At 35.1% G+C, this 13,695-nt stretch carries 13 protein-coding genes; 6 read left to right on the forward strand and 7 right to left on the reverse strand.

Annotation, left to right across the window (positions count from 1 at the left end):
- Positions 1-117 precede the first annotated feature (117 nt).
- The gene (locus BUB96_RS07450) at positions 118-1,692 is read left to right on the forward strand and encodes a transposase (protein WP_073298215.1); all 1,575 of its coding nucleotides are present in this window, start codon (positions 118-120) and stop codon (positions 1,690-1,692) included.
- A 262-nt stretch (positions 1,693-1,954) separates the two neighbouring features.
- On the opposite strand, the gene BUB96_RS07455 is transcribed toward BUB96_RS07450, so the two are convergent.
- The 6 genes from BUB96_RS07455 to BUB96_RS07480 form a co-directional block, all read right to left on the reverse strand.
- Complete coding sequence (locus BUB96_RS07455) at positions 1,955-2,371, reverse strand: NusG domain II-containing protein (protein WP_073298252.1); 417 nt, start codon at positions 2,369-2,371, stop codon at positions 1,955-1,957.
- A gap of 63 nt (positions 2,372-2,434) precedes the next feature.
- On the reverse strand, positions 2,435-3,454 hold the full coding sequence (locus BUB96_RS10580; protein WP_073298253.1) for an FMN-binding protein: 1,020 nt from the start codon (positions 3,452-3,454) through the stop codon (positions 2,435-2,437).
- A gap of 30 nt (positions 3,455-3,484) precedes the next feature.
- Positions 3,485-4,834, reverse strand: a complete 1,350-nt coding sequence (locus BUB96_RS07465) for a ferredoxin reductase family protein (RefSeq protein WP_073298254.1) — start codon at positions 4,832-4,834, stop codon at positions 3,485-3,487.
- A gap of 187 nt (positions 4,835-5,021) precedes the next feature.
- Complete coding sequence (locus tag BUB96_RS07470; RefSeq protein WP_073298255.1) at positions 5,022-5,384, reverse strand: DUF1622 domain-containing protein; 363 nt, start codon at positions 5,382-5,384, stop codon at positions 5,022-5,024.
- Between the two features lie 71 nt (positions 5,385-5,455).
- The gene (locus tag BUB96_RS07475) at positions 5,456-6,253 is read right to left on the reverse strand and encodes an energy-coupling factor transporter transmembrane component T family protein (protein WP_073298256.1); all 798 of its coding nucleotides are present in this window, start codon (positions 6,251-6,253) and stop codon (positions 5,456-5,458) included.
- 161 nt (positions 6,254-6,414) lie between these two features.
- The gene (locus tag BUB96_RS07480) at positions 6,415-6,972 is read right to left on the reverse strand and encodes a DUF924 family protein (protein ID WP_073298257.1); all 558 of its coding nucleotides are present in this window, start codon (positions 6,970-6,972) and stop codon (positions 6,415-6,417) included.
- A gap of 683 nt (positions 6,973-7,655) precedes the next feature.
- Between BUB96_RS07480 and BUB96_RS07485 the strand changes: the two genes are divergently transcribed.
- On the forward strand, positions 7,656-8,135 hold the full coding sequence (locus BUB96_RS07485; protein WP_073298258.1) for an SRPBCC family protein: 480 nt from the start codon (positions 7,656-7,658) through the stop codon (positions 8,133-8,135).
- A 52-nt stretch (positions 8,136-8,187) separates the two neighbouring features.
- Here the strand turns inward: BUB96_RS07485 and BUB96_RS07490 are convergent, their stop codons facing one another.
- Entirely contained in the window at positions 8,188-8,529 is a 342-nt protein-coding gene (locus tag BUB96_RS07490) for a zinc ribbon domain-containing protein YjdM (RefSeq protein ID WP_073298259.1), read from the reverse strand.
- A gap of 156 nt (positions 8,530-8,685) precedes the next feature.
- On the opposite strand from BUB96_RS07490, the gene BUB96_RS07495 reads away from it, so the two are divergent.
- The 4 genes from BUB96_RS07495 (at position 8,686) to BUB96_RS07510 (ending at position 13,643) form a co-directional block, all read left to right on the forward strand.
- Entirely contained in the window at positions 8,686-9,369 is a 684-nt protein-coding gene (locus BUB96_RS07495; RefSeq protein ID WP_073298260.1) for a DUF554 domain-containing protein, read from the forward strand.
- A 160-nt stretch (positions 9,370-9,529) separates the two neighbouring features.
- Positions 9,530-10,501 (forward strand): glycosyltransferase family 2 protein, encoded by a 972-nt coding sequence (locus BUB96_RS07500; RefSeq protein WP_073298261.1) that lies wholly within the window; start codon positions 9,530-9,532, stop codon positions 10,499-10,501.
- Positions 10,491-10,901: a GtrA family protein gene (locus BUB96_RS07505; protein ID WP_073298262.1), complete on the forward strand. Its 411-nt coding sequence runs from the start codon at positions 10,491-10,493 to the stop codon at positions 10,899-10,901. Before BUB96_RS07500 ends, BUB96_RS07505 begins: the two co-directional genes overlap by 11 nt.
- A gap of 12 nt (positions 10,902-10,913) precedes the next feature.
- Positions 10,914-13,643: a YfhO family protein gene (locus BUB96_RS07510; protein ID WP_073298263.1), complete on the forward strand. Its 2,730-nt coding sequence runs from the start codon at positions 10,914-10,916 to the stop codon at positions 13,641-13,643.
- Positions 13,644-13,695: the final 52 nt, after the last annotated feature.

A 13,695-nucleotide genomic window follows, 5' to 3' on the forward strand; every position in this document is an offset into this window, starting at 1 on the left:
TATGGTTAGGGTGTCAAAACCCTATAAAATTTAACTTTTTCTTACTAAGATTCCTTTTCCAACAGCATTTTTGGTATAATTAACCGTATAAATATACTGATGGAGGTTGGTTTATTCATGTTTAAAGAAAACAATTCGCAACAAATGAATATAATGGATGATTCTTATTTACAAGCATCCAAACGCGTCCAGAAAATCGTTGAGAAATCCTGGGCTAAACCATTTGCTGAAATTATTTTTCCTGCGATTAATGAAGCTCGTTTTTCTGTTTTGTATAGTGACGACAATGGTCGTCCTAATACGCCGATAAATTATATTTTTAGTTCATTACTTTTAAAAGAAACCCTTGGTTTAACCGATGATGAATTAACAGAGTCTCTTCATTGCGATGTTCGATTTCAGTATGCCTTGCATTCAACTAGTATGAAAGAACAACCCGTAAGCGATCGAACATTTAGTCGCTTTCGTGCAAACTGTTATGCTTATCAACTAGAAACAGGTCGTGACCTGATTGAAGAAGAGATCTTGGCACTGTCTAAGGAAATCGCTGAATACTTCGACTTAAGTCCTACCCAAAAAAGAATGGATAGCATGATGATAGCATCAAATACACGAAAGCTTTCTCGATTAGAATTACTTTACACATGCATCGAAAAGCTTATTCATTCCTTGGATACGTCGTATCCATCGCTTGATATTACCGCTTTTAAGCATTATCTAAATACAGACCAAGAGAATCAATTTATCTACCATGATGACACACCTTACAATGAAAAATTACATAACCTCATAAAAGATGCGTACACTTTAATTGATACGTATAGTGATGAATTATCTGAACACCCAGATTTTCAGCTTCTTTGTCGTGCGGTAGATGACCAAACAACAAAAAATGAAAAAGGAGAATCCGCTGTAAAAAAGGGAAAAGAGATTCGACCAAATAGTTTACAAACGCCTTATGACCCAGACGCCACTTATCGTTATAAAGCTGGGAAAGGGTATATTGGATATTCTGCAAATATTGTAGAAACCGTTGGTACGGATCTCTCCCTCATTACAGATTATGATTATGATATCAACAGTCAAAGTGATGTGAATTTTGGTTATTCAGCGATTGAACAAATGGGCAAGCAAGAATTATCAACTACTCTTATCGCGGACGGTGCTTATAACTCAGATGATAATCAAGCACTCGCAGAAGCAAACAATGTTCAGTTGATTACTACACAACTAAAAGGAAAAAAACCGAATATCCATTATGCCGATATCATCCTAGATGAAGATTCCAAAACAATCGTGCAATGTCCGGGAGGACTGCGTCCTCTGTCCACCAGTTATTATCCAGAAACCGATACTTATCGGGCTGTCTTTGATTTAAAGAGCGCAGAAAATTGTTGCTGTTCCATCTGTTCAAAAAAGAAACAGAAGAAAACGACGGTTTTAATTGTCACACCCAAAGCGGTTCAACGTGCGAAACAAGCAAAAGAAATGAAAGAAGTGTCCTTTCTTCAGTATAGTCATTTTCGAAATGGCATAGAAGGCATCCCTTCTATTTTAAGGCGGAAATATTCTGTCGATCGTATGCCCTTCAGGGGATTAGTGCGCTCAAAACAGTGCTTCGGCTTCAAAATCGGCGGTATAAACGTTAAAAATGCCGTTAAGGCATACCAAAATAGAGCGATAGCCGTATAAAAGGATGGAATCCCCATAATTAATTTTTGAAATTTAAACTTTTGAGCATTTTTTCTAATTAGTAACAGATAAAGTGTTTAAAATTTTGGGTTTCGACACCCTAACCATTTTATCTATATTTATTCAATAGAAAACCTACATTAAATGAAGTTTTTCACTATATAATATAAATAAAGTATTTCCTAGATAGTAAGCAAAAAGCCGTATATCTAGGTGCACGGCTTCAAAAAGACTCGTAAACTCGAATTTTATTCTTCGTGGTTTATGGGATGACATCGATGCCACTATCCGAATTGGAATGGTCTGCTGAAATCTCGACGAGCACCCGATTCGGTAGACAGACAATCGTCTCTCCTACTTGAGTAATTTCGCCTTGCTGGACACACAATAAATCGGTGCAGTTCGCATCGGCCATGTAAACCGTCATCCCTTCGCGGACGACTGTGTTTTCATGTCCATGTTCATCCACATATTCATAAGTTTCACGTGTATGGTCATTCTTTAGTGTCATTTCATGGACAACTTCCCCATCTGCTGAAATGACCACACGCAGGTTATCGTCATCTGCTGAAGCTTTATTTTGATAAGTGAAAATGGCGAGTGGCAGAAAAGATAAAATTATCAGCAAAGTAACGATAATAAAATCTCCTAGCTTCATCATTTTTAAAAGTTTTTTCATTTTTTAAGCACCTTTCGAGAAATCTTCAGCTTATAGGATAACATGGATGCTTAGTTTAAGAAATTATTGAGCGTCTTCTAAAGCTTTTTCTACTGCACTTATTATTGCTTTTGAAGTGACAGTTGCTCCAGATACCGTATCGACATCAGTAGAGTTTGAATCCATAATATCTGCAGGTATTTCTTCAAAGGCTGGATCAGCAAGACCTTCTGTTTCTGCATGATCGGTAATCACAATGTTTTCTATTGCTCCATTTTCAACAGTAACTTCTACTGTAATTTCATCATTGTGTCCATCCGCTGTTCCCACATAAGTACCATCTTTATATTCGACAGGCTCGTTAGCTGCATCTTCGCCTTCTGAGTCGTTAAGTGCTGTATTAACTGCTTCAATAATTGCTTCAGAAGTAACAGTTGCTCCAGATACTGTGTCAACATCCGTTGAATTATTTTCTACAATGGCAGCCGGAACATCTTCAAGTGCTGGATCGGCAAGACCTTCTGTTTCTTCATGTTCAGTCACTTCAACATTTGTAATGACTCCATCTTCAACTGTGACTTCTACTGTTAATGGGCCTTGTGCCCCATCCACTGTTGCAGTATGCGTGCCATCTTCATAATTGCCAGCAACTATTTCGTCATCTTCTGCGTTAGTATCCTCGATTTCATCTTCATCGACTTCACCTGTACCACTTAATGCATTTACAACAGCTTCTCTTATACCGGTTGAGGTGTATGTAGCTCCAGAGACAACCTCTACATCTGTTGAGTTACTTTCCATAATTTCGGCGGGAATTTCTTCAAATGCTGGATCAGAAACTCCTTCTGTTTCATTGTGGTCAAGGACCATTATTTTAACAATTTCTCCACCTTCAACTGTGACTTCTACTTTAATCGGTCCAGCAAAACCTTCGCCTGTTCCTACAAACGTACCATCTTCAATCTCTGCAGGAACATCTTCGCCAGTTGTTGCCGTATCTGGTTCTGAGAACGTGAAATCACTAGTGAATAAAAAGACAGTAACTAACATAATAAATAAACCAGCCAATAACATTTCTATCGTTAAACGCGTTTTTCTACCCATTATTTACATCCTTTCTGTATAAGGTTTATACTAGAATCCAAAGTCATCTAAATGGATTTGTTCGGAAGGAACGTTCCCATTTTCAAGAATTTTTCTAGAAGCATCTAACATTGGACCTGGTCCACAAACAAAGAAGTGACCATTTGTATATTTATCGGCTCCAACTTCTTCTAAAAATTCATTTGAGATAAAACCAAATGGATAGCCTTCAACTTCTTCATTGGAGAAGATAATATGGTAATCAAAGTTTGGATTTATTTCTTTCATCGCTTCTAACTCATCTAACATAAACATATCTTCTTCATACGCCAAGCCCCAGACTAAATGAATTTCACGTTTGGATCCTTTTTCAATTTCGTGACGTAAAACACTTAGGTTTGGAGTTAAACCAATTCCTCCTCCGAGCAATACGAAAGGTACTTCGTATTCGTTTGATTCTTGAACTTCTTCTGGGAAGAAGTGTCCGTATGGGCCTTCAAATTTTGCAATATCGCCCTCTTTAATATTTTCGAGGGATTCTGTCCAATCTCCAGCTTCTTTAATCATAAATTCAATAGAATTACTAAATTGTCTAGTAATTGCACTGGATGTTGAGAATGGGTGACCTTCTCCCGTAATTTCAGCTTCTCGATTAAAGCGAATAAAGAAATAATCTCCGGCTGTATAAGTCATTACGGTTCCTTTTACTGGTTCGAATTCTAATACCCATAAAGAAGGCGTTGCTTTATAAATTTTTGTGACTCGATATTGAGGAGCCGCAACAATTTTAAATTTCCAATAAAGGTAAAAGCCTAAAACAGCTACTGTATAAATATTTAATAAGAGCATAAATAAGAAATTATCTTTTAAGAAAGGTAAAAAATACATATGGAGATAAACAGCGATGATAGAAACAATGGCTAAACGATGTAACCATAAGTTTACTTCACGGTTTAATTTATCTTTAAAATCTCTTAGCGCTTGTGATTGATCCACAAATATTCCAGACAGGGAGAATATCCCAGTAAACATGACAACAAGGAGGGCAATTACTCCTACCCAACCAACTTGTGAAACAAGTGAACGATCTAAAATAGATGAAAATCCATTCCATTGAATAATGACATGAATTCCAACCAATATGGATAAAACAATAGACATTATGGCATGAATCTCATACATCTCTGGCATCCCAAATCTTTTTTCAAGATAACGAGGACGCGAGCCGATAAATGTTACAGTTAGCATCATTGTATAAGCTAGTAAACCAGATGAATAAGATAATAACGACCCTATATTAATCGAGTTCATTGGCATTAACATAGCGGCTAATAATGTAGCAAAAGTTACAAGTGAAATAATTGGAAAAGTCCAATCTGCCCAAAAATCTTTATTACTCATTTTCTTCTCCTTTTTCTATTCAATAGTCGCTGTATATTAAATTACAACAAATTATATTATATCATAATGCAATTGTTGAATACAACGAATTTGTTAAAAATAACACAAATAAACATATACTTTTTGAATCTTTATTCTGTATCTTCTATATAATAATAAACCTTTTATCTTTAAACTATTAACTACCTCATACCGTGCTTTTTTCTTGTTCGCCATTTTTGGAAGAGGTCCCCCAAACGAGCAGAAGCGTAATCGCAATCCGCAAAATAATTAATGCCGTTATAATGAACAGGTTTGTATAGTCTGTTATGGTAATTGTTTTTAAAATCTCAGCAGCTAATAGGACTTCCAATGCGCTTGCCAGACTCGCATTTAAACTATTGTCTTTATTGATTGATAAATAATTAAAGTTAAACTTAAAAATTGTTGTATAAATTTCTTTTCCTAATGCCACCACAATCACTAATACTCCCCAGATTTCAATCAATACCGTGATAAAGTTCACAAAGATAAACATCATATCATATAAATTATTTGTTAAAGCTTCCACTTAAATATCCCTCAATTTCTCATATTCTATAACTATTTATATTTCATTCATCACTTTTATTTCATAAACATTTAAACTCTTAGCATATAAACAGCACTAAAAAGAACTAAAAAACTTAATAAAACAGCGGTATCTGTTTTTTTCCAAGTTAGCTCACGATATTTCGTACGCTTTTCCCCTCCTTGATACCCTCTCGCTTCCATAGCCGTCGCTAATTGAGGAGCTCGATCATAAGAACTAATAAAAAGTGGAATCAATAAAGGAACCAAATTTTTTAATCTTTGCATTATCGGTCCTTCGTTAAAAGAAACCCCTCTAGCTCTTTGTGCATTCATAATAACTTCCGCTTCATCCACCATTGTTGGTATAAACCGCAAAGCTAAAGCCAGCATCAAAGTCATTTCATGGATTGGAAATTTAAATATCTTTAAAGGTTTTAGAAAAAATTCAATGGCATCTGTTAAATCTAAAGCTTCTGTAGATAAAGTTAATAATGTTGAAATAAAAATAATTAGGACAAATCGCAAAAAAATAAATAATCCACTTAGGATACCTTCTCTAGAAATATAAAAAAAGCCATATTGAAAATACATTGTAGACCCTGGGGTAAAGAGGATTTGTAAAAGAGCCGTAAAAGTGATCAACCAAATCATGTGGCGCACCCCTCTTAAAAAATACGAAAAAGAAATACCCGAAAAATAGATTCCTAACCCCACAAATAAAGTTAGTACGAGATATGTCATCCAATTGTTTGCAAAGAACAAAACAATTAAATATAAAATAGTAGCTAGAAGTTTGGCTCGTGAATCCAAACGATGAATAAAGGAGTCTATCGGAATATAACGTCCAACAATTAATTTTTGTCCCATTTCACCTCACCTTTCATTTTTAATTATTTTTAAAGTTAAATAATTATTTCACAATACTAAGTTTACTATAAAATGAAATTAAATCCTAGGAGTTTTTTTATTGATTCTATTTTCTATGCAAATAGGAGAAAGGAAGCATAGAAAACTATTAAAATTTTTTACTATTTAGTAAAATCAAAGCCATTATTTCTGATAAAATCCAGTTCCTCAGCCGTCGAGGTACGTCCCATTTTCTCATTACGATAAGGGTAACGGCCAAAGCGGTCAATGATTTCTTTATGTTGCTTCATATATTTTGTAGATTCTTCATCATCTAAATCTAAATACAATTTTTCTGTTTGTTTATGAATTTCTTTAGATTCAGAATGCATCCATGGCAAATAAATAAAATTAATTTCGTCTTTTGGACGATCTTTGTATTCGGGATAGTGTTGCATTAAGTTTTGCGAAAGAATTAAAGCCATTTTGTCTTGCGCGTAACTAAGCATCGTTCCTCGATTTAAATTTCTAGAAAATTGATCTAAAACGATAATTTCTGCGAGTGCTCCTTCATAAGTTTTTCGCCACTCGTACAATAAACCCTGACGTGCCGCTTCCCAAGTATCATAAAAACGCTTATGAATTTCATTGTCAAAATCTTCATTTTTTTCAAACCAATATTTTTTATTTTCTTCATTAAACCAAAACTCATACACTTCTTTTGCGGGTACTATTTTCATATAAATCCTCCTTGTTAAAATTCTGATTATTGCCCTTTCTCCCTGTATCTTCTATAGAATAACTATCTCATATATTTTATTCTCATAAAAGAAAATGACTTGTTCTATATGGATGAGAGTACTCATAGAAACCTCTATATAAAAAATTTTAAAAAAGAATGTTGGTCAAAGTTTTTAAGTAAATTCATTCAGCGCGCAAATATTTACTGTTTGTGTGCGATAAGTACCTTCAGCACGCAAATTTTCGGGATTTGTGCGCGATAAGTACCTTTAGCACGCAAATATTCACATTTTGTGTGCGGTAAGCACCTCCAGCACGCAAATATTTATAATTTGTGCGCGATAAGTACCTTTAGCACGCAAATATTCACATTTTGTGTGCGGTAAGCACCTCCAGCACGCAAATATTTATAATTTGTGCGCGATAAGTATCTTTAGCACGCAAATATTCAGGATTTGTGCGCGATAAGTACCTCCAGCGCGCAAATATTTACAGTTTGTGTGCGATAAGTACCTCCAGCACGCAAATATTTATAATTTGTGTGCGATAGAAAGAAAAGGAGTCAAAATATAGAAAATAAACACTCTAAAGTTAATTTAAAATAGATCAAACACTTTTTTATTATACTTCTTCGCATTTTGCGTTAAACTATACTCACAGAATATTAGAGAGGAAAGTTAAAATGATGGAACGAAATTATTCTAAAGATACTAAAAATGCGTATCAAACCTTATCTACAACTATTCAAGCCAATAAAGAAGAGGTCTTTTTTCATCTAGCTACTACAGAAGGGATCTCAAGTTGGTTCCCGCAATTATCTATTACAAAAGAAAAAGATGCAGCTTTTGTTTTGTTTGATATGGGAGAGGATACATTTGAAAAAATGAGTTTAGTAGATTATAAAACGGATGACTATATTGCTTTTGAATGGGCAGCAGGCAAAGTTGAATTTCAGCTTGAGGAAGTGAGTGAAGGGACACAGCTTATTTTGAAAGAAACTTTGCCGTTAAGTTTTAGTGCGATTCCTGAAGATTTCACAGGATGGGATGTTCAAATGAAAAACATTAAACAAGTCCTAGAAACAGGGACTGTTGGTAAAGTAGATCCTTCAGAAATCAAAAAAGTAAAAGAAACCATTAAGAAAAATTTATTTGAGGATTGAATAAAAAAACTTTCAGCATCTTTTAATGTTGAAAGTTTTTTTGTACAGTTTATTACTTCTTTACAAGAAATGATTTTAAATATATTCTTCCCAGCCCATCAATTGTACATTCAATGTCGTGTTCTTGATAAGGTTGCTCTAAAATGGTTAATTTTTTTGCTTTTGTTCCTTGTTTAATTTTTGATGCCCCAGATAATTTAATTTCTTGAATGACTGTTACAGTGTCTCCATTCAATAGCTCATTCCCATTTACATCTCTTACAATAGCTGCTTCCAAGGCTGCCTCGTGTTCTGCTTGTGTCCATTCGTGGCCACACATCGGGCAAATCATTAAATTGCCATCTGTGTAGGTCAAATCACTTTGACATTTTGGACACATTGGTAATTGATCCATAGTTCCTCCTAAAATATATGTATTATTAAAATTATACCCAATTTCATTCACAATAGCGAAAATATACAAATTTAATTTTTACTGATTCGTTTGCCTATCCTAGATGAGCACTCTATAATGATGAAAGTGAATTTTTTATTATCGAGGAGTAGTGATATGTTCTTTGGAGTTATTGTTGATACGCTGGCTGTTATTCTAGGCGGTACAATCGGGTTATTCATTAAAAAAGGCGTTCCTAAAAGAATAGAAGAAGCAATTATGAAAGCTTTGGCACTTAGTGCAATTTATATTGGAGTAACCGGAATGATGTCTGGTGAAAATACTATTTTTATTATCTTAGCTGTAGTGATCGGTGTAGTCATCGGGGAAATAATAAATTTAGATGGTTACATAAATCAGTTTGCTGGGTTTTTAGCGAAAAAATTACCAAGTAAAAACAAAAATTCCACTTTTTCTGAAGGTTTTATTACGGGGAGCTTAATGTTGTGCGTCGGTGCGTTGTCAATTATTGGGCCAATCCAAAGTGGTTTAGCTGGAAATCATACCATTCTTTACACAAATGCTGTTATGGATGGGATTACCAGTATTATATTAGCTTCCACTTTAGGGATGGGTGTTTTATTTTCTAGTTTTTTAGTGTTTGGTTATAAAGCAGCGATTGTGGTGTTTGCTGGAAGTTTAAATACTTTGTTAACAACTTCTATGATAAATGATATGAACGCTATTGGGTCCATATTAGTATTAGCTATTGGACTGAATATGCTAAACTTAACAGATATTAAAGTGATGAATTTTGTTCCTGCTTTATTTCTCCCTATTGCATTTTTATTTATGTATTAAATTTAAAGAACATTAAACTATTATAATCGAATTTATACAAAAACCATTCTATTTTATTCTAAGTCTTGTATAAAGGTAAAACCGTTGAAAAATCATTCGTACAAGGCTATAGTTTACTAAAAGAAAATTTGATTACGATATCTAGCAAAGGAAATTAAAAATGAAAAAGATTACGATACTGATTCCGACTTTTAATGAAGAAGAAGTTTTACCTACTCTAATGGATGCCTTAAAACAAGTCACTCAATCCATCCAGCAGTATCATTTTGAGTTTCTTTTCGTGGACGATGGAAGTTCAGATGATACAATCACTCTATTGGAGCAATTTCATACAGAGAATTCACAGGTTCAATATGTAGAACTTTCTCGCAATTTTGGAAAAGAAATTGCGATGTTAGCGGGTTTTGATTATGCGGATGGGGATGCGGTTATTATTATGGATGCGGATCTTCAGCATCCTCCAGAAATGATCCCAGAACTCATTCATTGGTGGGAAAAAGGATACGAGGATGTTTACACCGCTCGTAAAGAAAAAGCAGAGAAAAATCCATTTAAACGTTTAGCTTCGAATGCTTATTATACAATTTTACAAAGTCTAACGTCTTATGATGTGCATCAAGGAGCCGGAGATTTTCGTTTGTTGGATCGAAAATGTGTTGAAGCTTTAAAAAATTTACGTGAAAATGAGCGGAATACAAAAGGAATGTATGCTTATATTGGTTTTCGAAAGAAAGCTTTAGAATATGAGGAATCCGAACGGGCAGCCGGAGAGACAAAATGGAAATTTGGTGCCCTTTTAAAATTGGCCATGGATGGCATTACTTCATACAGTACCGTTCCTTTACGCGTTTGGTCTGTTGTTGGCTTAATTATCTCATTTTTCTCATTTATTTTCTTATTTGTCGAGTTGTTCAAGGCTGTTGTTTATGGTTCAGATGTTGCAGGGTATCCTACACTAATTGCTGCCATCGTATTTTTAGGGGGTATCCAGCTTATTTCATTAGGAGCTATTGGAGAGTATTTGGCCCGAGTGTTTATAGAAACAAAAAATCGTCCGGCCTATTTTGTTAGAGAAAATTCTATAGAAAAAAATAAAGATTCAACAGAAAGAGATCAAGAATATGAAAAATAAAATATTAGATTTATATTATCGTTACCGCGAAATCATTGATTACATATTTTTTGGAGGATTGACGACATTGGTCAATATTGTCGTCTTTTTTATTTTCGACACTCTACTTTCTTGGCCATACTTAATAGCTAACGCGATTGCAATTATTTTGTCTATTTTATTTGCTTATGTGACGAATAAACTTTTTGTCTTTAAAACATCCTCAAATAATTTACAAGAAAACATTTATGAATTTATCAAATTTATAGGTTTTCGCTTATTGTCTGGTCTTGCCGATATGCTTTCTATGTGGGTACTCGTCGATCTAATCTTCGTCAATACTAACGTCGCAAAACTATTGACTCAGTTTATTGTTGTTGTCTTAAATTATGTCTTTAGTAAATTTTTTATTTTTTTATGAAAGAGGGAAACTATGCAGATTCAAGAACAGAAAAAGTCCGTTGGTTTTGAAACGTTTTTTAAATATACTGTTTTATTTCTAGGAATGTCTCTTGCTATATTTTCCGTATTTTTTATTCAAGGAAAAACTTTTATCTGGCAAAACGATGGATTTCATCAACATTATCCTTTTTTTAGAGAATATTTAACTATTCTGCGAAACTTCTTTCAAACAGGCCAGTGGCAAAGCTGGGATTGGAATATTGGCTTGGGGGCTGATACCCTAGTCTCTTATGGCTATTATGTCGTGGGGGATCCTTTTGTTTATTTAGCTTTGCTATTTCCAAAAGGTTCGGAGGAGTTTGCTTTTCACGTCGTTATGCTTGTCCGAATTTGGTGTGTAGGGGCTAGTTTTCTATTTTACGCACGAAAGATGAACCTTTCGCATCGTGGTGCACTAATGGGTAGTCTAATGTACGCTTTTAGTCATCCCGTTATTTATAATGTTGTTCGACACCCCTTCTTTATTCATCCCATGATTTTCTTTCCCCTTTTATGTTTAGGGATAGAAAAAGTCTTTAAAAAAGAGTCAGGAATTTTCTTTACGTTAATGGTAGCTATCAGTGCGGCTTCTAATTTTTACTTTTTTTATATGCTCACTTGGATGGTTTTACTCTATGCATTGGTTCGCTATTTTAGTCTGGAGAAGGGAAAATCCTGGAAATCTTTTCTTAAGTGGTTTGCTTATTTTGTGGGGTTATATTTAATTGGATTATTGATCGCATCAGGGATATTTATTCCATTGGTGTATGGATTTATAAACGCCTCTCGTTCACCTGGCTCGCCGCCCATTTCACTTTTTGTGTATCCTTTGCGGTATTATGGCTTACTAGTTATCAATAGTCTCACACCAGGAACTATTTTTTGGACAATCGGTGGCTTATCGATCGTGAGTATATTTAGTCTTCCTTTTCTTATTCGTCACCGAAAACAAAGAGCTGGCTTATTCTGGACTTTAGTCGCTCTTGGAGTGATGTTGCTCTTCCCTATTTTTGGCTCTTTTATGAATGGGATGTCCGGTCCTTATAATCGTTTTTCATTTATTGTGCCTTTTTATATGGCACTTGCAACCATCTATTTCATGGAAAACATTCAAGATTTGACGAATTCCGATGTCACTTGGATCCGTCGCTTAATGATTGCCTATTCCGTTTTATATATTAGCGCCACGCTTATAACGAATGATTATATTCTTTATTTAACACCTGTCATACTCGGCTGGGCCATTTACGGAGCAGTAAACTATACTCAAAATAACAAATTGGCTAAAGTAAGCTTTCAACGAATCCTGACTGTTTTTGTTCTATTGAATATGACAGCAAATGCGATTATTTTTTACGCCCCTTTTGGAAAAAACGCAGTGTCTGGGACAGAAAATTACGGAACAATTGATGATACTTATTCAAAGGTATTTAATGGGGTCGAACAAAATTTGCCGACTGACTCACAATATCGAATCGGGGTAACTTCTCATAATAATCATGTTCGAAATCAATATGCCTATATTAACAAACCAGGAACAAATTCCTACGCTTCCCTAACAAATGGTGCCGTTGCGGAATTCGCACAGTTTCTTGAGGCAAGTTCTTATCAAATCATCCAGCCTCTTCGAAATGGGATTGATGATCGCCGAATAGTTAACCAATCTTTAGGAGTAAAATATATTTTAACTGAGAGGAAATACGCTGACTACTTACCTTCAGACTACACTATAAATCCTGAATTGTCCGTTGTGGATAGTGATATGATAGTTGCTGAGACGGAAAATGAAGCCCCCTTTGCCTATGTGGAAACAAACGGACTCTCTCATGCAGAGGCACAAAAGCTTCATCCCGTTCAGCGTGAGCAGCTATTAACCGATGCAGTCATTTTAGAAGACGATAGTAAAGCAAACTTAGCTACTCCTGCAGAATTTAGCGAACTGGACATATACGAAGGTCAGTGGAGAGAAGCGGAACATATTCGTGGACAAGAAAATCTCTCGTTGAATGAACCAATGGAAATCACAGTTGATGAAGCCAATAGTCAAATAACTTTAACCTTTGATCGGCCGGAAGAACTTATTGGACAAGAAGCCTTTATTTATTTTGAAAATATTGAGTTTACTCCACCTAAAGCCTCTTTTGGGAAAGATACCTCCACAGCTTATCGTCTAAAGGTGGACTACAATAATCAGAGTAAAGGAGTCTTGCAATCCGACCGCTATACATTCAGCTCTTATTTCAAGAGAGAAAATATTTTAATTCATCTGAATGAAGTTGAAGAAGCGGAAGATGCTCTGACGGTAACCTTTCAAAATGCGGGTGATTATTCTTTCGAAAATGTTTCTGTAGTCTCTCGTCCCTTTGATGAAGAACAAGCCACCCATGAAGCTCAGATCAAAAAAGAACATGCATTAGAAATTGATTCTTTCACTGATGAGCAAATTGAAGGATCTGTAGAGGTCTCTGAAGAGGGGATGCTTGTCACAAATATTCCTTATACCAAAGGATGGCAGGCCTATGTAGATGGTCAGAAAGTTCCCGCCGAAAAAGTAAATATTGGTTTTGTTGGAGTTCCTATTTCGGCAGGCGAGCATACGATTGAGTTTGTTTACCAAACGCCCTTCTTAAAAGTTGGTGTTGCTATGAGTATTTTTGGACTAATCGCTTTAGCGGGATATGAGCTCATTTACCGCCGCTATCTCCAGAAATCAAGCGAATAGAAATACAGGGCACAAATTATAAAAAGCACCTTCTGCAAGGTGCTTTTTGTGT

It is taken from the genome of Atopostipes suicloacalis DSM 15692, assembly GCF_900129085.1.
GTDB lineage: Bacteria > Bacillota > Bacilli > Lactobacillales > Carnobacteriaceae_A > Atopostipes > Atopostipes suicloacalis.

Excerpts from the sequence above, each read along its gene's own strand:
- BUB96_RS07450 (WP_073298215.1), top strand. The coding sequence starts at position 118 with ATGTTTAAAGAAAACAATTCGCAACAAATGAATATAATGGATGATTCT.
- BUB96_RS07455 (WP_073298252.1), bottom strand. The coding sequence starts at position 2,371 with ATGAAAAAACTTTTAAAAATGATGAAGCTAGGAGATTTTATTATCGTT.
- BUB96_RS10580 (WP_073298253.1), bottom strand. The coding sequence starts at position 3,454 with ATGGGTAGAAAAACGCGTTTAACGATAGAAATGTTATTGGCTGGTTTA.
- BUB96_RS07465 (WP_073298254.1), bottom strand. The coding sequence starts at position 4,834 with ATGAGTAATAAAGATTTTTGGGCAGATTGGACTTTTCCAATTATTTCA.
- BUB96_RS07475 (WP_073298256.1), bottom strand. The coding sequence starts at position 6,253 with ATGGGACAAAAATTAATTGTTGGACGTTATATTCCGATAGACTCCTTT.
- BUB96_RS07480 (WP_073298257.1), bottom strand. The coding sequence starts at position 6,972 with ATGAAAATAGTACCCGCAAAAGAAGTGTATGAGTTTTGGTTTAATGAA.
- BUB96_RS07485 (WP_073298258.1), top strand. The coding sequence starts at position 7,656 with ATGATGGAACGAAATTATTCTAAAGATACTAAAAATGCGTATCAAACC.
- BUB96_RS07490 (WP_073298259.1), bottom strand. The coding sequence starts at position 8,529 with ATGGATCAATTACCAATGTGTCCAAAATGTCAAAGTGATTTGACCTAC.
- BUB96_RS07495 (WP_073298260.1), top strand. The coding sequence starts at position 8,686 with ATGTTCTTTGGAGTTATTGTTGATACGCTGGCTGTTATTCTAGGCGGT.
- BUB96_RS07500 (WP_073298261.1), top strand. The coding sequence starts at position 9,530 with ATGAAAAAGATTACGATACTGATTCCGACTTTTAATGAAGAAGAAGTT.
- BUB96_RS07505 (WP_073298262.1), top strand. The coding sequence starts at position 10,491 with ATGAAAAATAAAATATTAGATTTATATTATCGTTACCGCGAAATCATT.
- BUB96_RS07510 (WP_073298263.1), top strand. The coding sequence starts at position 10,914 with ATGCAGATTCAAGAACAGAAAAAGTCCGTTGGTTTTGAAACGTTTTTT.